Origin of the sequence: Kribbella sp. ALI-6-A (assembly GCF_001984195.1) — a bacterium.
Taxonomy (GTDB): domain Bacteria; phylum Actinomycetota; class Actinomycetes; order Propionibacteriales; family Kribbellaceae; genus Kribbella.
Genome location: NZ_MTQN01000012.1, coordinates 375,133 through 396,039 on the forward strand (window position 1 = coordinate 375,133; position 20,907 = coordinate 396,039).

Annotated in this window: 20 protein-coding genes; 14 read left to right on the forward strand and 6 right to left on the reverse strand. The window is 70.1% G+C overall.

The window, feature by feature from the left end:
- The first annotated feature begins 56 nt into the window (after positions 1 to 56).
- Genes BWI15_RS28425 through BWI15_RS28450 form a run of 6 tightly spaced genes read left to right on the forward strand, consistent with a single transcriptional unit; the run spans position 57 to position 6,940 of the window.
- Positions 57 to 551 carry an NADH-quinone oxidoreductase subunit NuoE family protein gene (locus BWI15_RS28425; protein ID WP_077017627.1) on the forward strand — a complete coding sequence of 165 codons (495 nt, stop codon included), beginning with the start codon at positions 57 to 59 and terminating at the stop codon, positions 549 to 551.
- Positions 548 to 2,101: a formate dehydrogenase beta subunit gene (locus tag BWI15_RS28430; protein WP_077017628.1), complete on the forward strand. Its 1,554-nt coding sequence runs from the start codon at positions 548 to 550 to the stop codon at positions 2,099 to 2,101. Before BWI15_RS28425 ends, BWI15_RS28430 begins: the two co-directional genes overlap by 4 nt.
- A complete protein-coding gene (gene fdhF, locus BWI15_RS28435; protein WP_077017629.1) occupies positions 2,098 to 4,911 on the forward strand; it encodes a formate dehydrogenase subunit alpha in 2,814 nt (937 codons plus the stop codon). Before BWI15_RS28430 ends, fdhF begins: the two co-directional genes overlap by 4 nt.
- The gene (locus tag BWI15_RS28440) at positions 4,908 to 5,135 is read left to right on the forward strand and encodes a formate dehydrogenase subunit delta (protein WP_077017630.1); all 228 of its coding nucleotides are present in this window, start codon (positions 4,908 to 4,910) and stop codon (positions 5,133 to 5,135) included. The genes fdhF and BWI15_RS28440 overlap by 4 nt, the downstream gene beginning before the upstream one ends.
- Entirely contained in the window at positions 5,128 to 6,435 is a 1,308-nt protein-coding gene (locus BWI15_RS28445; protein ID WP_077017631.1) for a molybdopterin molybdotransferase MoeA, read from the forward strand. The genes BWI15_RS28440 and BWI15_RS28445 overlap by 8 nt, the downstream gene beginning before the upstream one ends.
- Positions 6,436 to 6,487: 52 nt before the next feature.
- Complete coding sequence (locus BWI15_RS28450) at positions 6,488 to 6,940, forward strand: MerR family transcriptional regulator (RefSeq protein ID WP_077017632.1); 453 nt, start codon at positions 6,488 to 6,490, stop codon at positions 6,938 to 6,940.
- On the opposite strand, the gene BWI15_RS28455 is transcribed toward BWI15_RS28450, so the two are convergent.
- The gene (locus tag BWI15_RS28455; RefSeq protein ID WP_077017633.1) at positions 6,933 to 7,955 is read right to left on the reverse strand and encodes an aminotransferase class V-fold PLP-dependent enzyme; all 1,023 of its coding nucleotides are present in this window, start codon (positions 7,953 to 7,955) and stop codon (positions 6,933 to 6,935) included. The genes BWI15_RS28450 and BWI15_RS28455 overlap by 8 nt on opposite strands.
- A gap of 89 nt (positions 7,956 to 8,044) precedes the next feature.
- On the opposite strand from BWI15_RS28455, the gene BWI15_RS28460 reads away from it, so the two are divergent.
- Positions 8,045 to 9,094, forward strand: a complete 1,050-nt coding sequence (locus tag BWI15_RS28460; RefSeq protein ID WP_077017634.1) for an aldo/keto reductase — start codon at positions 8,045 to 8,047, stop codon at positions 9,092 to 9,094.
- 60 nt (positions 9,095 to 9,154) lie between these two features.
- On the opposite strand, the gene BWI15_RS28465 is transcribed toward BWI15_RS28460, so the two are convergent.
- Positions 9,155 to 9,589: a MarR family winged helix-turn-helix transcriptional regulator gene (locus BWI15_RS28465; RefSeq protein ID WP_083751078.1), complete on the reverse strand. Its 435-nt coding sequence runs from the start codon at positions 9,587 to 9,589 to the stop codon at positions 9,155 to 9,157.
- Between the two features lie 190 nt (positions 9,590 to 9,779).
- Between BWI15_RS28465 and BWI15_RS28470 the strand changes: the two genes are divergently transcribed.
- From BWI15_RS28470 to arfA, 6 genes are all read left to right on the forward strand, one after another.
- On the forward strand, positions 9,780 to 10,004 hold the full coding sequence (locus BWI15_RS28470) for a hypothetical protein (RefSeq protein ID WP_077017635.1): 225 nt from the start codon (positions 9,780 to 9,782) through the stop codon (positions 10,002 to 10,004).
- A gap of 152 nt (positions 10,005 to 10,156) precedes the next feature.
- A complete protein-coding gene (locus BWI15_RS28475; protein ID WP_077019363.1) occupies positions 10,157 to 11,152 on the forward strand; it encodes a LacI family DNA-binding transcriptional regulator in 996 nt (331 codons plus the stop codon).
- Positions 11,153 to 11,271: 119 nt separating this feature from the next.
- On the forward strand, positions 11,272 to 12,558 hold the full coding sequence (locus tag BWI15_RS28480; protein WP_077017636.1) for an extracellular solute-binding protein: 1,287 nt from the start codon (positions 11,272 to 11,274) through the stop codon (positions 12,556 to 12,558).
- Between the two features lie 14 nt (positions 12,559 to 12,572).
- Positions 12,573 to 13,514: a carbohydrate ABC transporter permease gene (locus BWI15_RS28485; protein WP_077017637.1), complete on the forward strand. Its 942-nt coding sequence runs from the start codon at positions 12,573 to 12,575 to the stop codon at positions 13,512 to 13,514.
- On the forward strand, positions 13,511 to 14,338 hold the full coding sequence (locus BWI15_RS28490; protein ID WP_077017638.1) for a carbohydrate ABC transporter permease: 828 nt from the start codon (positions 13,511 to 13,513) through the stop codon (positions 14,336 to 14,338). Before BWI15_RS28485 ends, BWI15_RS28490 begins: the two co-directional genes overlap by 4 nt.
- A 47-nt stretch (positions 14,339 to 14,385) precedes the next feature.
- A complete protein-coding gene (arfA, locus tag BWI15_RS28495) occupies positions 14,386 to 15,891 on the forward strand; it encodes an arabinosylfuranosidase ArfA (RefSeq protein WP_077017639.1) in 1,506 nt (501 codons plus the stop codon).
- Here arfA and BWI15_RS28500 read toward each other — a convergent pair whose 3' ends face one another.
- Positions 15,892 to 16,350 carry a GNAT family N-acetyltransferase gene (locus BWI15_RS28500; protein WP_077017640.1) on the reverse strand — a complete coding sequence of 153 codons (459 nt, stop codon included), beginning with the start codon at positions 16,348 to 16,350 and terminating at the stop codon, positions 15,892 to 15,894. It abuts the gene before it with no gap.
- Positions 16,351 to 16,459: 109 nt separating this feature from the next.
- Here BWI15_RS28500 and BWI15_RS28505 point away from each other — a divergent pair, with 109 nt between their 5' ends.
- A complete protein-coding gene (locus tag BWI15_RS28505; protein ID WP_077017641.1) occupies positions 16,460 to 18,526 on the forward strand; it encodes a penicillin acylase family protein in 2,067 nt (688 codons plus the stop codon).
- A 4-nt stretch (positions 18,527 to 18,530) separates the two neighbouring features.
- On the opposite strand, the gene BWI15_RS28510 is transcribed toward BWI15_RS28505, so the two are convergent.
- From BWI15_RS28510 to BWI15_RS28520, 3 genes are read right to left on the reverse strand one after another with little or no spacing between them, the layout of a single operon-like run.
- Complete coding sequence (locus tag BWI15_RS28510; RefSeq protein ID WP_083751080.1) at positions 18,531 to 20,171, reverse strand: WXG100-like domain-containing protein; 1,641 nt, start codon at positions 20,169 to 20,171, stop codon at positions 18,531 to 18,533.
- A gap of 16 nt (positions 20,172 to 20,187) precedes the next feature.
- Entirely contained in the window at positions 20,188 to 20,502 is a 315-nt protein-coding gene (locus BWI15_RS28515; protein WP_077017643.1) for a hypothetical protein, read from the reverse strand.
- On the reverse strand, positions 20,499 to 20,873 hold the full coding sequence (locus BWI15_RS28520) for a YbaB/EbfC family nucleoid-associated protein (protein ID WP_077017644.1): 375 nt from the start codon (positions 20,871 to 20,873) through the stop codon (positions 20,499 to 20,501). Before BWI15_RS28520 ends, BWI15_RS28515 begins: the two co-directional genes overlap by 4 nt.
- Between the last annotated feature and the right edge of the window lie 34 nt (positions 20,874 to 20,907).

Consider the following 20,907-nt stretch of genomic DNA (forward strand, 5'->3'; position numbering starts at 1 on the left):
CGCCCCATAGGGAGGATCGCTTTGACCGGTGGTGATCGGGCCGCGACCGTTGAGACATGACGATCCCCGCCACGGACTCCGCCCCAGTGCCCGGCGCCGGGCGTCCGCATCGCGTCCGCGCGATCGCCACAGAGCTTCGCGAACTGCGGGGTGCGCTGATGCCGATCCTGCACGCTGTCCAGGCGGAATTCGGCTGGATCAGCCAGACCGACGTACCGGTGATCGCCGACGTGCTCAACCTGTCGGTGGCCGAGGTGCACGGCGTGGTCACCTTCTACCGCGACTTCCGGCGTGAGCCGGGCGGGCGCACCACCGTGCGGATCTGTCAGGCCGAGGCGTGCCGGGCCGTCGGCGGTGTCGCACTCGCCGATCACGCCGAACGCACCACCGGGCTGGGCTTCGGCGAGACGACGTACGACGGCCGGCTGACCGTCGACGAGGTGTTCTGCCTGGGCAACTGTGCCCTCGGTCCGGCGGTCCAGGTGGGCGGCAGGATCCACGGCCGTGTCACTCCGGCTCGCCTCGACGCGATCCTCGGGGACGCCCGATGACGCGGAAGCCTCGCCCGGCCAGGGTGTTCGTACCGCGGGACATGGCGGCGAAATCGGTCGGCGCCGATGAGGTCGCCGAGCGGATCGTCGCGGCGGCTCGCACGGCCGGCCTCGAGCTCGACCTGGTACGGACCGGTTCGCGCGGCATGCTCTGGCTGGAGCCACTGGTCGAGGTGGAGACCCCGGCCGGACGCGTCGGCTACGGCTCGGTCGCGCCCGAGGACGTGGACGGACTGGTCGCCGCCGGCATGCTGACCGGCAGCGCCCGCGCCGAGCCCGCCTATCTCGGCCTGACCGAGCAACTGCCGTGGATGCGCAAGCAGCAGCGGCTGACGTTCGCCCGCGTCGGCGTGGTCGATCCACGGTCGGTCGGCGACTTCACCGAGCACGACGGCTTCCAGGGACTGCGGCGTGCGCTCACCATGACGCCGGCCGAGGTGGTCGAGGAGGTCGTCACGTCCGGCCTGCGCGGCCGTGGTGGCGCCGGCTTCCCGACCGGGATCAAGTGGCGCACGGTGCTCGGTGCCGAGTCCGACCTCAAGTTCGTCTGCTGCAACGCCGACGAGGGCGACTCCGGCACGTTCGCCGACCGGATGCTGATCGAGGGCGACCCGTTCGTGCTGATCGAGGGCATGACGATCGCCGCGTACGCCGTCGGCGCGACCGAGGGCTACGTGTACCTGCGCTCGGAGTACCCCGACGCCGTCGAGGCGCTGAACGCCGCGATCGCCACCGCCCGCGAGCACGGCTGGCTCGGCCGGGACATCCTGGGCTCCGGCCTCACCTTCGACCTGCACGTCCGGGTCGGCGCGGGCGCCTACATCTGTGGCGAGGAGACCAGCATGCTGGAAAGCCTCGAGGGCAAACGCGGCATGGTCCGCGCGAAGCCGCCGATCCCAGCACTCGAAGGGCTTTTCGGCCGCCCGACCGTGGTCAACAACGTGTTGTCGCTGGCAACGATCCCGACGATCCTGGCCCACGGCGCCGCGGCGTACGCGGCGTACGGAGTGGGGCGATCGCTCGGCACCAGCGTGTTCCAGCTCGGAGGCAACGTGGCCCGCGGCGGGGTCGTCGAGACGGCGTTCGGGATCACGCTCGGCGAGCTGGTGAACGACCTCGGCGGCGGCAGCGCGTCGGGCCGGCCGGTGCGCGCCGTCCAGGTCGGTGGGCCGCTGGGGGCCTACCTGCCGGTCGACCAGTTCGAACTGCCGATGGACTACGAGGCGTTCGCGGCAGCCGGCGCGATGGTCGGCCACGGCGGGATCGTGGTGTTCGACGACACCGTGGACATGGCCGCGATGGCCCGGTTCGCGTTCGAGTTCTGCGCCGAGGAGTCGTGCGGCAAGTGCACGCCCTGCCGGGTCGGCGCGGTCCGCGGCGTGGAGACCATCGACCGGATCGTGGCCGGCGACAACCGGCGCAAGAACCTCGTCCTGCTGGACGACCTGTGCGACCTGATGACCGACGGCTCCCTGTGCGCGATGGGCGGCCTCACGCCACTGCCGGTCCGCAGCGCTGTCCGCCACTTCGGAGAGGACTTCCACGCATGACATTGCTCAAGGAACCTGACTTCGGTACGCCGGCCCGCCCCGGCGACGCCACCGTCGAGCTGACCGTCGACGGCATCGCCGTCACCGTGCCACCAGGGACGTCGGTGATGCGCGCGGCGAAACAGGCCGGCGTCGACATCCCGAAGCTGTGCGCCACCGACAACCTGGAGGCCTTCGGCTCCTGCCGGCTGTGCGTGGTCGAGATCGACGGTGCCCGCGGTACGCCGGCCTCCTGCACCACCCCGGTCGCTCCGGGCATGGTCGTGCGCACCCAGAACGAGAAGCTCGGCAAGCTGCGCCGCGGCGTGATGGAGCTGTACATCTCCGATCACCCGCTGGACTGCCTGACCTGTTCGGCGAACGGCGACTGCGAGCTGCAGGACATGGCCGGCGTCACCGGCCTGCGCGAGGTCCGGTACGGCTCGGGCGTGGGCGCCGGCGCGAACCACCTGGAGCTGCCGACCGACACCTCCAACCCGTACTTCGACTTCGAGGCGTGCAAGTGCATCTCCTGCTCGCGCTGCGTCCGGGCGTGCGACGAGGTGCAGGGCACACTCGCGCTGACCATCGAGGGCCGCGGCTTCGACTCCAAGGTCGCGGCCGGCGCCGGGGTCTCGTTCATGGAGTCCGACTGCGTCTCCTGCGGCGCCTGCGTCCAGGCGTGCCCGACCGCCACCCTGCAGGAGAAGTCGGTGATCGAGCTCGGTATACCGACCCGCTCGGTGATCACCACTTGCGCGTACTGCGGGGTCGGCTGCTCGTTCAAGGCCGAGCTGCGGGGCGACGAGCTGGTCCGGATGGTGCCGTACAAGAACGGCGGGGCGAACGAAGGCCACTCCTGCGTGAAGGGCCGGTTCGCCTTCGGATACGCCGACCATCCCGACCGGGTGCTGGCGCCGATGGTGCGCGACTCGATCGAGGACGAGTGGCGAACCGTGTCCTGGGACGAGGCGATCGGCTTCACCGCGCGCCGGCTGCGCGAGATCCAGGCACAGCACGGGCCGGGCTCGATCGGCGGGATCACCTCCTCGCGGACCACCAATGAAGAGGTCTACGTGGTCCAGAAGATGGTCCGCGCGGTCTTCGGCAACAACAACGTCGACACCTGCGCCCGGGTCTGCCACTCGCCGACCGGATACGGACTGAAGCAGACCTTCGGCGAATCGGCCGGGACGCAGGACTTCAAGTCGGTCGACGACGCCGACGTGATCCTCGTGATCGGCGCCAACCCGACCGACGCGCACCCGGTGTTCGGTTCGCGGATGAAGAAGAGGATCCGCCAAGGTGCCCAGCTGATCGTCATCGACCCGCGGCGTACCGATCTGGTCCGGTCACCGCACATCGAGGCGGCCCACCACCTGGCGCTGGCGCCTGGCACGAACGTCGCCGTCGTCAACGCCATCGGGCACGTGGTGGTCACCGAAGGGCTGGTGGACCGCGCGTTCGTGGAGTCCCGGTGCGAGGGATTCGACGAGTGGGAAACGTTCATCGCGCAGCCGGAACACAGCCCGGAGGCGGTCGAGCAGATCACCGGGGTACCGGCGAGCGAGATCCGCGCGGCGGCCCGGTTGTACGCGACCGGCGGCAACGGCGCGATCTACTACGGTCTCGGCGTCACCGAGCACAGCCAGGGTTCGACCACCGTGATGGCGATGGCCAACCTGGCGATGGCGACCGGCAACATCGGGCGGCCGGGCGTCGGGGTGAACCCGCTGCGCGGCCAGAACAACGTACAAGGCTCCTGCGACATGGGCTCGTTCCCGCACGAGCTGCCCGGCTACCGGCACGTCTCCGACGACGGTGCTCGTGAGGTCTACGAGCAGCTCTGGGGTACGCCGCTGCTGAACGAACCGGGGCTGCGGATCCCGAACATGTTCGACGCCGCGATCGACGGATCGTTCCGGGCATTGTTCGTGCAGGGCGAGGACATCGCACAGTCCGATCCGAATACCGCGCACGTGTTCGCCGCCCTGGGCGCACTCGAGCTGCTCGTCGTCCAGGACCTGTTCGTCAACGAGACGGCCAAGTTCGCGCACGTGTTGTTGCCGGGGACATCGTTCCTGGAAAAGGACGGCACGTTCACCAACGCCGAACGGCGGATCAACCGGGTCCGGCCGGTGATGGCGCCGCGCACCGGCAAGCAGGAGTGGGAGATCATCTGCGAGCTCTCCCAGGCGATGGGCTACCCGATGCACTATGCGTCGTCCAGCCAGATCATGGACGAGATCGCGCTCACCACGCCGACGTTCATGGGAGTGTCGTTCGCCCGGCTCGACGAGGCCGGCTCGATCCAGTGGCCCTGCAACCTGGACAAACCCGACGGTACGCCGATCATGCACGCGGCCGAGTTCACCCGGGGCAAGGGCCGGTTCATGGAGACCGTGTACGTGCCGACGACCGAGCGGTCGACGCGCAAGTACCCGTTGATCCTCACCACCGGACGGATCCTGTCGCAGTACAACGTGGGTGCACAGACCCGGCGTACGGCGAACGTCGCCTGGCATCCGGAGGACGTGCTGGAGCTGCATCCGCACGACGCGGAGGTCCGCGGAATCGTCGACGGCTCGGTCGTGGCACTGGCCAGCCGAGTCGGGCGGACGACGTTGCGCGCGAAGCTGTCGGACCGGATGCCGGTCGGGGTTTGCTACACCACCTTCCACCACCCGGTGACCGGCGCGAACGTGATCACCACCGACAACTCCGACTGGGCCACGAACTGCCCGGAGTACAAGGTGACCGCGGTCCAGGTCGATCTGATCGTCGAGCCGTCGGGCGCCGCCCCCGCAACCGTCGCGGTGGGCCGGCGATGAGCGCGACCACGCTGCCGCCGCACGTCCGGCTCGCGAACGAGATCGCCCGGCAGTTCGCCCACCAACCGGCCGACGTGGCGGCGCTCGCGATCGTCAACCACATCCGCGCGGTGTGGGACCCACGCATGAAAGCCGCGTTGGTGGCCCACGTCGAGGCGGGCGCCGAGGATTTGGACCCCGTCGCCGCGCTCGCTGCCGAACGCCTGAAGGCGCCTGGTGCCTGATCCCAGCCACTGGCAGGCGGCGACACCTCTGGCCTGGGACGTAGCCCGCGCCCTCGCCCACGCAACCGCGGTCCCGCTGGCGCCACGTTCACTGCCCCTGTCGGCGACCGCCGGAACTACACTGGCCACGCCGCTCGTGGCCCCGGGCGCGGTGCCTCCGGTGGACCGCTCCGCCATGGACGGCTACGCCGTGTCCGGTGTGGGCCCTTGGCAACTGGTAGGCACAGTTCTGGCCGGCTCCGACCAGCGACCGGAACTGGCCGACGGCCAGGCCTACGCGGTAGTCACCGGCGCCACGGTCCCCGCGGGGACGACGGAGGTGCTGCCCGACGAGGAAGCGCGCATCGAACACGGCATCGTGCGAGTGGCCCCTGCCCCAGCCGGACCCGAGGTGGACAAGGGAGGCTCCCCTTTCCACAGCCCCAGCGCCCGCTCCGAGCCGGGACCGGGCGCGCTCGGCTCCCCCTCCCCCCTCGACGCCCCAGGTGGGGGCGGGCGGAACATCCGGCGGGCGGGTGAGGAGTGTGCTGCTGGGGAACTGTTACTGCCGGCGGGTGTCCGGATCGAGCCGTCGGTGCTCGGGCTGGCGGCTGCGGTCGGGCTGGATCGGCTGACGGTGATTCCCAAGCCGCGGGTCGCCGCGTTTGTCACCGGTGACGAGCTGGTGCGCCGTGGGGCTTCGGGACCTGGACGGGTGCGGGACGCGATCGGGCCGATGCTGCCCGGGCTGATCGAACGGGCGGAGGCGAGCTGTTGCGGGGTGACTCACCTGGCCGATTCCCGGCAGGCTCTGCGAAATGCCTTGGAAGCGTGCGAAGCCGAGCTGATTCTCGTCTCCGGGTCGTCAGCGGCCGGCCCGGCTGATCACCTGCGGGCGGCGCTGTCGGGGCTGGACGCCGAGATGGTGATCGACGGAGTCGCCTGCCGACCAGGGCACCCGCAAGCGTTGGCCCGCCTCACCGACGGTCGACTGGTGATCGGCCTACCAGGCAATCCGTTCGCCGCGCTGACCGCCTTCCTCACCCTGAGCATCGCCGTGCTGCACCGAATGCGCGGGCTCGCCCTCCCCAGGTTGCCCGTGGCCCCGATCCAGGGCGGCCTGGCCGGACACCCGGCCAGAACCCGCCTGGTCCCGGTCCGGATCACCCGCGACGGCGCCGTACCGGTCGGCCACGCCGGATCCGCGATGCTCCGAGGCGCGGCCGCCGCCGACGCTCTGGCGATCATCGAGCCCGGCCCCACCGCGATCACCGCTCGCCTCCTGCCACTCGACCCCGGGGTCTGCGTCTGGCCGTTCTGACCCCATCGAAAATGCGACCCGCCCGCTCCCCCGCCGCGGTTACCCTGACCAGATGAACGACGGGCTGAGCATCGGGCAGGTGTCGGAGCGGACCGGGTTGAGCGTGCACGCCCTGCGCTTCTACGAGCGCGAAGGCATCCTCGCCGAGCCGGTCCGGCGGGAGTCGAACGGCCGCCGGGTCTACAGCGAGGACGACGTCGACTGGCTGGAGATGTGCATCCGGTTCCGCTCGTCCGGGATGCCGTTGGACACGATCCGTCGCTACACCGACCTGGTCCGGCAGGGTCCCGGCAACGAGTCCGAGCGGCTGGCGCTGCTGCAGAGCCACCAGCAGCACGTCGAGCAGCAGCTGGCCGCGCTCACCGCCTGCCTCGACGTGATCACCCACAAGGTCGAGATCTACCAGCAGCACCTCAGCCAGGGCACTGCCGACTGTCTCTGGACGATCCCGGTCGCCCACTCGACCGACGACCAGCCGGCGGACTCGAGGACAGCGGTCAGCTGAGCGCGTCGAGCGCGAGCTGGACGTCGGCCCGCGTCGAGTACACGTGGAACGACGCCCGCAGCCGACCGTCCCGTACGGCGGCCCGTACGCCGGCCGCCTTGAACGCCTCGTCGGCGCCGGGGACGTCCGCACTGACGATCGCGGAGTCGCTGGGCGGGAGCCCGAGCCCAGCGCGGAACTCGTTGGCCAAGGCGACGTTGTGGCGGTGGATCTCCGCGATCCCGATTTCCTCCAGCAGCTCCAGCGCCGGCGCGGCGCCGACGAAGCTGAACCAGGCCGGTGACTGGTCGAAGGCCCTGGCGTCGGCGGGCAGTTCCATCGTGGCGCCGTAGTACGACGAACCGGCGTACCAGTTGGCGTGCAGCGGCCGGCAGCGGTCACGGAGCGCGGGCGACAGGTAGCCGAACGTCGCGCCGCGCGGCGCCATCATCCACTTGTAGCTGTGGGCAACCAAAGCGTCGACGCCGGTGACGTCGAGCGGCAGCCAGCCGACGGCCTGGCTCGCGTCCAGCACCACCAACGCACCGATCCGCCGGCCGGCGGCAACCACCGCCGGAAGGTCGAGCACCGTACCGGTCGCCGACTGGACGACGCTGACCGCGACCACGTCCACACCCGGCCGGATGGCGGCGACGAAGTCCTCGCTCGGCGCCGTCACCACCTCGATCCCGCGGTCGGCGTGCACCTGCCACGGGAACACGTTCGAGGTGAACTCCACCGAGTCGGTCAGCACCTTCGCTCCGTCGGGCAGCGCCGCCGCGATCGGCGCGAGCGCCGCCGAGACCGTGCTGCCGACGAAGACGTCCGCGGCCGGTGCGCCGATCAGCCGCGCGAACGACTCCCGCGCCCGGACCGTCGACGCGTCCCAGGGCTCCCAACTGGTCGCGCCGACATGCCAGTCGGCGAGCGCCACCTGCAGCGCCTCCCAGGCCGGCCGGGGCGGCAGCCCGTACGACGCGGTGTTCAGCCAGCCCGGCCGGGGTTCCCACAGATGGGCGTAGTCGGCGACCGCCATGGACTTGCTCCTTCGTTGCGCAGGTTGACCTAGAGCGAGGTCTAGCTCCTAGGTTTCGGGCATACCCCACGGACTGAGGAGTTTGCCGCATGCGTTACCGCACTCTTGGCGCGACCGGGATCGAGGTCAGCGTGCACTGCCTGGGCACGATGATGTTCGGCGCGGTCGGCAACCCGGACCACGACGACAGCGCGCGGATCATTCACGCCGCGCTCGACCAGGGCATCAACTTCGTCGACACCGCGGACATGTACTCCGCGGGCGAGTCGGAGCAGATCGTCGGCAAGGCGCTGAAGGGCCGCCGCGACGACGTCGTCCTGGCCACGAAGGTGCACTTCCCGATGGGCGAGGGCCCGAACCGCGGCGGCAACTCGCGGCGCTGGATCACCACCGAGGTCGAGAACAGCCTGCGCCGGCTCGGCACCGACTGGATCGACCTGTACCAGGTGCACCGGCCGGACCACCGCACGGACGTCGAGGAGACGCTGTCGGTGCTCACCGACCTGGTCCGGGCCGGCAAGATCCGCGCGTTCGGGTGCTCGACGTTCCCGGCCGAGGACATCGTCGAGGCCTACCACGTGGCCGAACGGCGGGGCTTCGGCAAGTTCCGGACCGAGCAGCCGCCGTACTCGCTGATCGCGCGCGGGATCGAACGGTCGTTGCTGCCGACGGCGCAGCGGCTGAACATGGGCGTACTGACCTGGAGCCCACTGGCGTCGGGCTTCCTGTCGGGCAGGATCCGGAAGGGCCGGCCAGTGGATCTGACCGCGGGCCGGGCGGCGCTCACGCCGTTCCGGTTCGACCCGGCGATCCCTGGCAACGCGGCGAAGTTCGACGCGCTCGAGCAGCTGATCGAGGTGGCCGACGGGCTCGGCCGGACGCTGCCCGAGCTTGCGCTCGCCTTCGTCGTCTCGCACCCCGCCGTCACGTCGGTGATCACCGGGCCGCGCACGATGGAGCACCTGGAGAGCACGCTCAAGGCCGCCGATCTGACGCTGGACGACGACGTCCTCGACCGCATCGACGAGATCGTCCCGCCCGGCACCGATCTCTATCCGCCGGACGGCGCGTGGAAGCCGATCTCGATCGTCGATCCGGGCCGCCGCCGGCGTCCCCTCGCGGATCGCGCCGCCAGCTGAACCGAGGGTGGAATCGAACGCATCCCACCGTCCTCCTTGATGGCGTCGAGGCCGACGGGCCTACTTGCTGGAGTTGAGGGCCGCATGGACCTTACCCGCCAGTTTGAGCAGCTGGGCCCGCTCGTTGGGGGTGAGTGGGGCCAGGGTCGAGTTCTCCACCTTGGTCACCACACCGCGGGCGGTGGTGAAGGTCCGCCGGCCCAGCGAGGTGAGGGCGATGCGGTAGCGGCGACGGTCGTCCGGGTCGCGTTCGCGGGAGACCAGGCCGTCCGCCAGCAGCTCGTCCATCAGCCGGACCGTGTCGCTCGGGTCGAGGCCCAGTCCGCCCGCGAGGGTGTTCTGGGCCATCGGGCCCTGATCGGCCAGCTCGGCGAGGGCGGCGAACTGCCACACGGTGATGCCCGGGCGGATCGCCAGGCGCTCCGCGATCTCCCGCCGTCCGGCCACACCGACTTTGTGCAGCACGAACGTGGTCATCCCCAGGAGCGTCCCCATGACAGGCCATTGTAGGGGCGGACCAATCGTTGGTTGACCCCCACTAATTCCTCCACAAGCCGTTCGAAGTTCAATCAGTAAGAGTGGTAGTGAACTTACGGAGCGTGTTTCTTCCCCCGAACACTTTTATCCACCGCGCGCGCGGGAACCGGAAAAGAGAGATCCCCCGACCAGCGAAGAAGTGAGACAGATGGCATTGCCGCAGTCGATCCGGAACGCCGGTGAACCCTGGACGACGCAGGAACTGGCCGAACTCGAGGAGCTGGCAGCGGACAACATCCCGCCGTGCGTGATCGGCCTGCGTCTCGGCCGCCCGGAGGACGCGATCGTCGACAAGGCCCGCCGGTCCGGCGTCAAGCTGACCCCGTTGAACCGCCCGCCGTACGGTGTGGCGCCCGGGACGAAGGACGCGTGATGAGCTGCGAGCGCTGATTCGGCGCTCGCCACCGGAATGCGGCAGACCGGGCGTACCCGAAGCTCCGAGTCGCTGCACAGCTCACGTCCAAGCTGTCGACTACCGTGTCGGAGGAGCATCGACGACACGGAGGGCAGCTTGTGGCAGTGACCATGCGGGACGTGGCACAGCATGCCGGGGTGTCGCCGAAGACGGTGTCCAACGTGATGAACGGCTACCCGTTCATCCGCGAGGAGACCCGCACCCGGGTGCTCGCCTCGATCGAGGCCCTCGGCTACCAGATGAACATCTCCGCCCGGAACCTCAAGTCCGGCCGCACCGGCATCATCGGGCTGGCCGTGCCCGAGCTCAGCCAGCCGTACTTCGCCGAGCTCGCCGACGCCGTGATCACCGCGGCGGAGACGCACGGCCTGACCGTGGTGATCGAGCAGACCAACGCCCTCCGCGACCGCGAGCTCACCACTCTGCACCGGCCGCGCGGCCACCTCGTCGACGGTCTGCTGTTCAGCCCGCTCGCCCTCGGGCAGGAGGACATCGAGCACCTGCGCACCGCGACCCCGATGGTCCTGCTCGGCGAACGGATGTTCCACGGCCCGGCCGACCACGTGATGATCGACAACGTCGCCGGCACCCGGGCCGTCACCGAGCATCTGCTCGCGCTCGGCCGCCGCCGGATCGCCGTGCTCGGCATCCATCCGGGCGAACGGGTCGGCACCGCCGCGATCCGGTACGGCGCCTTCGCGTCCGCGCTGACGGACGCCGGCCTGGAGCCGATCGACCGGCTCGCGATGCCCGCCGATCCCTGGCAGCGCCGGACCGGCGCGGAGGCGATGGAAGCGCTGATCGCCTCCGGCGAGAAGTTCGACGCGGTGCTCGCACTCAACGACACGCTCGCACTCGGGGCGCTGCGGGTGCTCATCCAGCACGGCGTCCGGGTTCCTGACGACGTGGCCGTCGCCGGGTTCGACGACATCGACGAGGCCAGCTACAGCATCCCGAGCCTGACCACGGTCAACCCGGGCCGCCGCCAGATCGCCGCCACCGCGGTGGACATCCTGGTCGGCCGGATGAACGGCGACGACACCGAGCATCGCGAGGTGGTCGCGCGGTACGCGCTGCACGTGCGCGAGTCCACATCCGGACACTGACCGCGGCGAGGTCTTGACGCCCCTGAGGACCACGGGCATCATCCTTCTACACCGATGTAGATCACCGATGTAGATCATCGATGTCACAGCGTGCTCCACCGCCCTCAGGGGAGACGACCATGACCGTTCACAAACCAACGCGCCGGACGCTGCTGGCCGGTGCTCTGGGCCTCGCGGGCGCGACCGCACTCACCGGCTGCGGTTCGATCGGCAGCTCCGGCGCCCGGGTCCGCGAGTGGAACCTGTTCGGCGGCGGCGACGGCGCCCGGCTGCTGCAGATCCACGACAAGTTCGTTGCCGAGCACAAGGACATCGCGTTCGAGGCGCACACCCTGGCCTGGGGCCCGCCGTTCTACACCAAGCTGGCGATGTCCGCCGCCGGCGGCCGGGCACCCGAGGTCGCCACCCTGCACCTGTCCCGGCTGCGCGGCTTCAGCCCGACCACGATGCTCGACCCGATCCCGCTCGACCTGCTGACCAAGGCCGGGATCACCGAGCAGGACTTCCTGCCCGAGACCTGGCAGCGCTGTCTGGTCGACGGTCAGCTGTACGCCGTACCGCTGGACCAGCATCCGTTCGTGCTCTACTACAACACCGAGATCTGCCAGAAGGCCGGGCTGCTCGGACCCGACGGCCGGATCACGACCGTCAAGGGCGTCGACGCCTTCCTCGAGATGCTGAAGGCGGTCAAGGACGTCACCGGCAAGTTCGCCGCGTCGGTCGAGACGACCAACCCGTGGCGGCTGTGGTGGACGCTCTACGGCCAGCTCGAAGGCCAGTTCCTCGACGAGTCCGGCGAGCTGGTGCTGGACGACGCCAAGGCGCTGGAAGCCCTGCAACTGATGGCGAAACTGGCCGCCGACGGCCTGACCCCGAAGTCGGCCGACTACGCCGCACTGGTCGCGCAGTTCAGCAACGGCGACGCCGGGCTGAGCTTCAACGGCGAGTGGGAGGTCACGACGTACCAGGCCGCGAAGATGCCGTTCAGCATGGCGCCGTTCCCGGTCGTGTACGACGTGCCGAAGTTCGCCGGTGACGCGCACACTTTCGTGCTGCCGCACCAGGCGAACCGCCGCGCCGAGGACACCGCGGCGACGGTCGAGTACATCGCCTGGATGCTGAAGAACAGCGCGGACTGGGCCGCCGGCGGCCACATCCCGGCGTACCAGCCGGTGGTCGCGAGCCCGGAGTACCTGGCGCTGAAGCCGCAGGCCGAGTACCGCTCGGTCGCGCCGGACGTGCTGTACGACCCGGACGCGTGGTTCAGCGGCTCGGGCGCGCAGCTGCAGAACGAAGCGGGGGCCGCGTTCTCGGGGGTGTACTCGGGCACCTCGACGCCGCGGCAGGCGCTCGACCAGTTCAAGGCCGCCACCCGGAAGCTGCTCGACACCCCGTCCCCGGTCTGACAGGAGCTGACCCGATGGCCGTGCAGACACCCGCCCGCCCCCGTACGCCGGACACCACGTCGTCGCCACCACGTAGCGGTCCACCCTGGACCGAGCGCTGGGGCGGACTGTTCTTCGTCGCGCCGTTCGGGCTGTTCTTCCTGTTCTTCCTGCTCTGGCCGACCCTGGCCGGGCTGTGGAACTCCTTCTTCAACACGAGTCTGGCCGGGGTGAAGCAGGAATTCCTCGGCCTGGCGAACTGGCGCGAGCTGTTCGGCGATCCCGCGGTCTGGGACTCGCTGAAGAACACGCTGGTCTTCACCGCGATGAGTACGCCGCCGCTGGTCCTGACCGCCCTGGTGATGGCGCTGCTGGCGAACCGGCGCGGGGTGTTCGGCTGGTTCCTGCGGTTCGCGTACTTCGCGCCGTTCGTGCTGCCGGCCACCGTCGTGACGCTGATCTGGGTGTGGATCTACCAGCCCGGCTTCGGCCTGGTGAACGGGCTGCTGACGTCCGGCGGGTTCGCCGAGATCGACTGGCTGAACACCGAGAACCGGGCGATGCTGGCGGTGGTGATCACGACGGTCTGGTGGACCGTCGGGTTCAACTTCCTGCTCTACCTGGCCGCGCTGCAGGGCATTCCGGCGCAGCTGTACGAGGCGGCCTCGATCGACGGCGCCAGTGGCCCGCAGCAACTGTTCCGGATCACGCTGCCGATGCTCAGCCGGACCACCGGCCTGATCGTCGTCCTGCAACTGGTCGCGTCGCTGACGATCTTCGACCAGATCTACCTGATGACCGAGGGCGGCCCGAACCACGCGACCCGGCCGATCATCCAGTACATCTACGAGAGCGGCTTCACCAGCTACCGGATCGGTTACGCCTCGGCGGTCTCGTACCTGTTCTTCCTGATCGTCGTGATCGTCTCGGTGGCCCAGTTCAAGCTCTTCGCCGGCCGGAAGGAGGCGGACCGATGACGAACCGGCTCAGCTATCCGAAGGTCGCGATCGCGGTCGGCGCCCTGCTGCTGGCCGTCGTCTGGCTGGCTCCGTTGCTGTGGGCCCTCGACACGTCGCTGAAGCCCGAGCCGGAGACCACCCGGACGCCGATCACCTGGTTGCCCGCGGATCCCACCGTCGACGCGTACCGCAGCGTGATCGAGCAGGGTTCGCTGCTGCGCTGGTTCTTCAACAGCACGATCGTCGCGGTGCTGGTGACCGGGTTGACCCTGCTGGTCTCGGTGCTGGCGGCGTACGGGTTCTCGCGCACGACGTTCCCGGGCCGGAAGGTGATGTTCGGCCTGCTGATCGCCGGCATCCTGGTCCCGCCGCAGGTGCTGATCGTGCCGCTGTTCCAGGAGATGACCGCCCTGCGGCTGGTCGACACCTACTGGGGCATCGTGCTGCCGCAGGTGGTCGCGCCGGTGATGGTGTTCGTGCTGAAGAAGTTTTTCGACGGCATCTCCCGCGACTACGAGGACGCCGCCCGGGTCGACGGCGCGACCCGCTGGCGGATCGTCTGGGCCGTGATGGTGCCGATGTCGCGCCCGATCCTGGTGGCCGTCGGCATCTTCACCTTCATCGGGGCCTGGAACAACTTCCTGTGGCCCTTCATCGTGACCACCGACCCGTCGATGATGACGATCCCGGTCGGACTCGCCAATGTGCAGGGCTCCTACGGCCTGCGCTACGCCCAGATCATGGCCTCGGCCCTGCTCGGCGGACTGCCGCTGCTGATCGTCTACGCGCTGTTCCAGCGGCACGTCGTCCGTGGTGTCGGCGACGCCGGCATCAAGGGCTGAACCACCGCACCACCTCACCGCGGTCTACCACCAAGGAGCATTCCCTCGTGCTTTCTGCCTCACTGTCCATCGATCCCTCGTTCACCGTCGCCCCGGTCAGCCGGCGCACCTTCGGCACCTTCGTCGAGCACATGGGCCGTTGCGTCTACACCGGGATCTACGAGCCCGGCCACCCGACCGCCGACGAGGACGGCTTCCGCAAGGACGTGCTGGAGCTGACCCGCGAGCTCGGCGTCTCGCTGGTCCGCTACCCCGGCGGCAACTTCGTCTCCGGCTACCGCTGGGAGGACGGGGTCGGCCCGCAGGCCGACCGCCCGCGCCGGCTCGAGCTGGCCTGGCACAGCATCGAGACCAACCAGTTCGGCCTGGACGAGTTCATCCGCTGGTGCGCGAAGGCCGGGGTGGAGCCGATGATGGCGATCAACCTCGGCACCCGCGGCGTCCAGGAAGCCCTCGACCTGCAGGAGTACGCCAACCACCCCGGCGGTACGGCGCTGTCGGACCTGCGCGCCGAGCACGGCACCGCGTCGCCGTACGGGATCAAACTGTGGTGCCTGGGCAACGAGCTGGACGGGCCCTGGCAGATCGGGCACAAGACGGCCACCGAGTACGGCCGGATCGCGGCCGAGACGGCGCGGGCGATGCGGATGGTCGAGCCCGACCTCGAACTGGTCGCCTGCGGCTCGTCCGGCTCCGGGATGAAGACCTTCGGCACCTGGGAACGTGAGGTGCTGCAGGAGTGCTACGAGCTGGTCGACCACATCTCCTGCCACGCCTACTACGGCGACGACGACAACGACCCGGCGTCGTTCCTGGCGTCGGCCGTCGACATGGACCGCTTCATCGACGCGGTGGTCGCCAGCGCGGACCACGTCGGGGCCGAGCTGAAGAGCGACCGGCGGATCGACATCTCGTTCGACGAGTGGAACGTCTGGTACAAGGACCGTTCCCGGCTGACCGACGGCCCGGCCGACGCCTGGGAGGTGGCGCCGCGGCGGATCGAGGACGAGTACAACCTCACCGACGCCGTGGTCGTCGGCAACTTACTGATCTCGTTGTTGCGGCACAGCGACCGGGTCGCGGTCGCATGCCTGGCGCAACTGGCGAACGTGATCGCGCCGATCATGACCGAGCCGGACGGCCCCGCCTGGCGGCAGCCGACGTTCCACCCGTTCGCGATCACCTCCCGGCTGGCCGCCGGTCAGGTGCTCCGAGTGGAGACGTCGTCGCCGACCGTGCCCACCGAGAAGTTCGGCGACGTGCCCGCGGTGGACGCGGTGGCGACGTACGACGAGGGCAAGCTGGCGGTCTTCCTGGTCAACCGGTCGCTGGACACGCCGATCACCGTCACCGTCGACCTCGGCCGCGCCGGGGTGACCTCGGTCCGGGAGGCGCTGACGATGGCCGACGACGACCGCCTCGCGGTGAACTCGGCCGCCCAGCCGGACCGCGTGGTCCCGCAGGCCAACGACACCGTCAAGCTCGAGGACGGACAGCTGACGGTCACGCTGCCGGCCGTCTCGTGGACCGCGCTGAGCCTGTCGGCGGACTGATCAGAGCACGCGTTCGCGGCGGAACTTGGTGATGCGGACCCCCGGCCCGACCTCGACCTGCTCGGTCTCCCGGTAGCCCCGGCCGAGGTAGAGGTTGACGGCCGGGGTGTTCGCGGTGCCGGTGGAGACCAGCGAGACGCCGCGGGGTTCCAGGTCGTCGAGGGCGTCGAGCAGCGCCCGCGCGTGCCCGCGGCGCGCGTACGCCGGGTCGACGACCAGGCGGGTGATGTCGACGGTCTCGTGGTCGGGGAACTCGTAGGCGACCGCGGCGACCAGCTGGTCGTCCTCGAAGCAGCCGAGCCAGTGCTCGGTCGACGCCATCAGGCCGGCCAGGTCCTCCTGCAGTGGTGGGATGCCGTCGAAGCCGATCAGAGCGGCCTCGACGGCGTACGCGCGGTGCTGGACGTCGAGCAACCGCGGAGCGAGCCCGGGGTCGGCCGGATTGATCGGACGGATCACCTGACCAAGCTAACCCGGAACGGGTGTCAGACACGCCCGTCGCCGAGAATGGACGGGCAGTCGACCACTGCACAGCCGCTGAGCTGTCGGTCCGCCCGAAAGGACACGCGTGAACGCCACGGTCTACCGGGACGCCTGGGGAGTGCCGCATCTGCGGGCCGGCGACCATCTCGAACTGGCTCGCCTGCAAGGACGCAACGTGGCGGCCGACCGCGCCTGGCAGATCGAAGCGGCGCGCCGCCGGATGCTCGGCGAGACGGCAGCCTTTCTCGGGCCGGAAGCAGTCGCCTGGGACACCTTCGCCCGGCAGGCCCGGCTGGCCGACACGGCGCAACGGTGTTTCCGCGAGCTGGACGACGCGACCCGGGAGTGGGTCGAGGCGTACGTCGACGGGGTCAACGCGGGCCTGCCGGCGGGAGCGGCGCGGGCTCCCGAGTTCGCGGCGGCCGGCGTCGTACCGGGGAGGTGGGAGCCGTGGGCACCGCTCGGGATCTGGGCGGCGGCGCACATCCTGTTCACCGGCTTCCCCTCCAAGCTCTGGCGGGAGCACGTCGCGCGACATCTTGGTGACGCGGCGATGAACCTGTTCACCAGCGAAGGACCGCGGACGTCGGGCAGCAACGGCTGGCTGATCCCGGGCGAGCTGACCGCGACCGGTACGGCGCTGGTCGCGGGTGACCCGCACCGGTACGTCGAGAGCCCGGGTGTTTACCAGCAGATCCGGCTCGCCTGCCCGGAGTACGACGTACTGGGGCTGGCGGTGCCCGGTGTTCCCGGGGTGGCGCACTTCGGGCATGCCGGTGAGGTCGCGTGGGCGATCACCAACGCGTCGGCCGACTACCAGGATCTCTACGACGAACGACTTCGGCGGACCGCCGACGGCGTGGAGGCGCTCGGGCCCGACGGGTGGCAGGTCGCCGAGAGGCACCCGGAGACGGTCGAGGTCCGGGGCGGGGACGCGGTGCAGGTCGAGGTGATCGAGACCGCGCGCGGGCCGGTGGTGATCGGTGGGCCGGACGCGGATCGCGCGGTCAGCCTGCGGTATCCCCCGCGGGTCACCGGCCGGCTCGGCTTCACGGCCCTTCCGCAGTTGCTGCGGGCAACTACTGTCGGCGGGATCGACACGGCGTTCGACGAGTGGATCGAACCGGTCAACGTCGTGCTCGCCGCGGACACGTCAGGCGGGCTGTTGCACCGAACGGCGGGACTGGTTCCGCTGCGTGACGCGGAGAACGGGCTGCGCGTCGTACCGGGCTGGGAGCGCGAACACGAGTGGGACGGCTGGATCCATCCGATGCCGAGGGCAACGGTCGACGGGGTCGCCGTGATGGCGAACGCGCGGGAACTGGCCGCGCCGCTGGGGGTCGAGTTCGCCGCGCCGCACCGGTCCCGCCGAATCCGCGAGCTGCTCACCGCGCGGGCCGGATGGACGGTCGAGGACATGCCGACCGTGCACACCGACAGCTGGTTGGGATCGGCCGGCAGCATCCTCGACCTGCTGCTTGATCTGCCCGACCTGTCCGCCGAGGCGGTCGAGCTGCGTGACCGCTTGTCGGCCTGGGACCGGCGGATGGACGCGAACAGTACGACGGCGTCGAGCTTCGCCGCGGTCCGGCGGTCGCTCAGCCGGCGCATCGCCGAGCATCCGGCGCTGGCCGCGCTCGAGGAGGTCGACGCGCCGGAGATGTTCCAGCCGTACCTCGACCTGCTGACGCATGTCGCGTTCGCTCTGGAGAACCTGCTGGCGACAGACCTGCTGCCGATCGACGTTCCTGCCCTCGCCCGCGACGCGCTGGAGGAGGTCGCCGCGAAGAAGCCGCGGGGACCGTGGGGTGAGACCCATCAGCTGTCGCCGCTGCAGGTGATCCGGGGTCCGCTGTTCGCGCGCGGTGAGGAGCCGATCGATCTCGCACTGTCCGGCGACCACCACTGCGTGCTGTCCACGACGAGCGTTCCCGGCGTGACGGACGTGTGCGTCCGGGCGTCGGTGGCCCGATACGCGTGGGACCTCGGCGACCGCACGAAGAGCGGATGGTGCGTGCCGCTGGGAGCGTCCGGCGTACTGGGCGACGAGCATCACCACGACCAGCTGCCGTTGTGGTTGCGCGGGGAGCTGGCCCCGATCGTGACGGACTGGGACCAACTGACACCGGAGATCGCCGAAGATCACGGGTGACGATTCACCGGCGGTTGCCCGCGATGATCTGACCTGTCTCGTCCAGGGTGGGATTGCGCGGCTGCGCCGGGTCCAGGCTGCCCTCGAAGTACGAGCTGTGCCAGTGGTTCTCCAGTTGCGGGATCACGAACTCACCACCGCCCTCGACCGGGATGTGCAGGTCACCGCCGCGCGGCGACTCGAAGGTACGCCCGCCGAAACTCGGCCCGGCCGGATCGGGGCCGAGGGCGTCGACGCCGGGCAGGTTGGTGACGTTGATCGGGTCGGTCGCCGAGACGGTGGAGAACACCCGGCGCCCCACGTCGGCCGCCGGCACACCGTCGAGGTGCAGGTCGGTCACCGTCTCGGCCAGCACGCCGGGACTGGCGACGAACTCGATCTGGTCGGCGTCCAGGCTGCCCTTCACCGCGGCGTGACCGATCGCCGTGGTGCCGTAGCTGTGCCCGACCACGGTGTTCAGCGACCGCGGGCCCTCGTGGGTGGACCGCAGCCCGTTCTGGAAGTCCTGCAGCGGTTTGACCGCCCCGTCGGCGTAGCTCGCGCTCGAGGCGTTGGGAATCTCGTCCGGCGCGTCGTAGCCGAGCCACGCGACCACCGAGGTGGACGGCGATCCGGCCCGTTGCGCCGACTGCCAGAGCAGGTCGGCCCTGGCCATCTCGCCGCCGAACGTGCCCAGCCTGGCGGTGGTTCCCGGCACCATCGTCGCGACGTTGCCCGCGGTGTCCGGGTTGCCGATGGCAACGATCGCTTGTCCGTCGCCGGTCGGGTCGAGGCCGAGCAGGAACGCGGGCGGCTGCCCCGCCGGTGCCTCGGCCAGGCGCTGCTGGATCTGCCCCACCCCGGCGATCTTCTCGTCGAGCTCGCGAAGTTCCAGGATGTCGGTGTACAACGGCCCGGCCGGGGTCTTGTTCTGCGTCTCCAGCTTCTGCGCCAGGGCACCCCGCTCGGCCTGCAGCGCGGCGAGCTGCTGGTCGAGCATCGACCGGTTCGCCGCGTCGCGGATGGTGGCGGGGATGCCGTCGAGGTTGCCGATCTGGTCCGGTGAATCGCGCAGCACGGTGGCGCGTTGCTCGTCGGTCAGGCTGTCCCACCAGGCCTTGACCTGGTCGGGTGACGCACCGGGAGGCGGAGCAGTCACCGCAGCGGGGGTAAGGCCGGCGGCAAGGGTGGAGCTGTCTGCGGCGACCTTCGCGGCCATCTGAGCGGTGTAGGTGTTGACGGCGTTCGCCAGCTCGTTCACGAACGAGGTCTGGAACGCCTCGGCGGTGCCGCTCGGCAGCGCCATCAGGGCGGCGTACCGGCCGAGGTTGTCGCGGATCAGGTTGCTGACAGCCGTTTTGGTCTGCGTGACCGCGTCGGCGAAGTGGCTGGCCTGGCCTGCGAGCTGCTGCATCGACCGCGCGCTCTGCTGAGCCGCGATCAGGGCCTGGCCGGTGCGGTCGACCATGGCGACGCCCGCAGTGTCGGCCCAACTGCCCAGCACGCTGCCGACGTCGTACCCGGCGGCGGCCTCGAAGCCCGCCGCGGCCTGCTGCCAGCCGTCGCCCAGAGCCCGGACGGCGTCCTCATCGGTTTCGGGCCAGCTGCTGAGGGCCTTCACTGCCGGCCACAGGCCCAGATCACTCGGTGGTTCGGGAACGGGCATCGTCAGCCTCCGCGGCTCAGCTGGGGAAGCCGAACAGGCCGGGCTGATCGACGGACCGGTAGTCCGCGACGCCCTGCGAGCCGGCCGACGCGACGTACTGGAACTCGCCCGGGACCGGGTCGGCCGCAGTGCGCACGGCTTGTGTCGCGGGCGCGTAGTTGGCCCGGAACGCCTCGGCCAGCGGACCGCTGCCGATCCCGCCCTCGGCGGCCGCGATCGCTGCTTTGGCGCCCTCCCAGCCGGAGGCCAGCGTGGTACCGGTGTCCGCGAGGGCCTTGATCCGCGGTTCCACCTGCTCGGGGACCATGTCCATCATTCCGCCGGCGGTCATGGCCTGCCTCCGCGATCGAGTTGCTCCAGCAAGGGGTCGAAGGCCAGGTCGGCGCGGTCGCGGGTCGCCTTGGCGGACAGCACATCGCGAGTGAGCTCGAACGCCTCGTCGGCCGCGAGCTCGACGGCGTCGCGGACGGTGCCGAGGATCGTCTCGGCCAGCGCGGTGGAATCGGTACTGCGATAGATCCTCGGGTCCAGCACCAGGTCGAGCAACTCGCCGCGGCCGCCGACCGTCGCGCTGACCAGACCGTCGTCGGAGTCCGCGGTGGCACGGACCCGGCCCAGCTCCTGCTGGACGGTCAGCAGATTCGTCCGCAACCTCTCGTGGTCCAGGCGAGGCGGCCGTGGACCGCTGTCCAGATCCTGCATCGGTGTCTCCTCGTCTCGTCGCGGCAGGGTGGCT

Coding starts and splice junctions, on each gene's coding strand:
- BWI15_RS28425 (WP_077017627.1), top strand. CDS start 57: ATGACGATCCCCGCCACGGACTCCGCCCCAGTGCCCGGCGCCGGGCGT.
- BWI15_RS28430 (WP_077017628.1), top strand. CDS start 548: ATGACGCGGAAGCCTCGCCCGGCCAGGGTGTTCGTACCGCGGGACATG.
- fdhF (WP_077017629.1), top strand. CDS start 2,098: ATGACATTGCTCAAGGAACCTGACTTCGGTACGCCGGCCCGCCCCGGC.
- BWI15_RS28440 (WP_077017630.1), top strand. CDS start 4,908: ATGAGCGCGACCACGCTGCCGCCGCACGTCCGGCTCGCGAACGAGATC.
- BWI15_RS28450 (WP_077017632.1), top strand. CDS start 6,488: ATGAACGACGGGCTGAGCATCGGGCAGGTGTCGGAGCGGACCGGGTTG.
- BWI15_RS28455 (WP_077017633.1), bottom strand. CDS start 7,955: ATGGCGGTCGCCGACTACGCCCATCTGTGGGAACCCCGGCCGGGCTGG.
- BWI15_RS28460 (WP_077017634.1), top strand. CDS start 8,045: ATGCGTTACCGCACTCTTGGCGCGACCGGGATCGAGGTCAGCGTGCAC.
- BWI15_RS28465 (WP_083751078.1), bottom strand. CDS start 9,589: ATGGGGACGCTCCTGGGGATGACCACGTTCGTGCTGCACAAAGTCGGT.
- BWI15_RS28470 (WP_077017635.1), top strand. CDS start 9,780: ATGGCATTGCCGCAGTCGATCCGGAACGCCGGTGAACCCTGGACGACG.
- BWI15_RS28475 (WP_077019363.1), top strand. CDS start 10,157: ATGCGGGACGTGGCACAGCATGCCGGGGTGTCGCCGAAGACGGTGTCC.
- BWI15_RS28480 (WP_077017636.1), top strand. CDS start 11,272: ATGACCGTTCACAAACCAACGCGCCGGACGCTGCTGGCCGGTGCTCTG.
- BWI15_RS28485 (WP_077017637.1), top strand. CDS start 12,573: ATGGCCGTGCAGACACCCGCCCGCCCCCGTACGCCGGACACCACGTCG.
- BWI15_RS28490 (WP_077017638.1), top strand. CDS start 13,511: ATGACGAACCGGCTCAGCTATCCGAAGGTCGCGATCGCGGTCGGCGCC.
- BWI15_RS28510 (WP_083751080.1), bottom strand. CDS start 20,171: ATGCCCGTTCCCGAACCACCGAGTGATCTGGGCCTGTGGCCGGCAGTG.
- BWI15_RS28515 (WP_077017643.1), bottom strand. CDS start 20,502: ATGACCGCCGGCGGAATGATGGACATGGTCCCCGAGCAGGTGGAACCG.
- BWI15_RS28520 (WP_077017644.1), bottom strand. CDS start 20,873: ATGCAGGATCTGGACAGCGGTCCACGGCCGCCTCGCCTGGACCACGAG.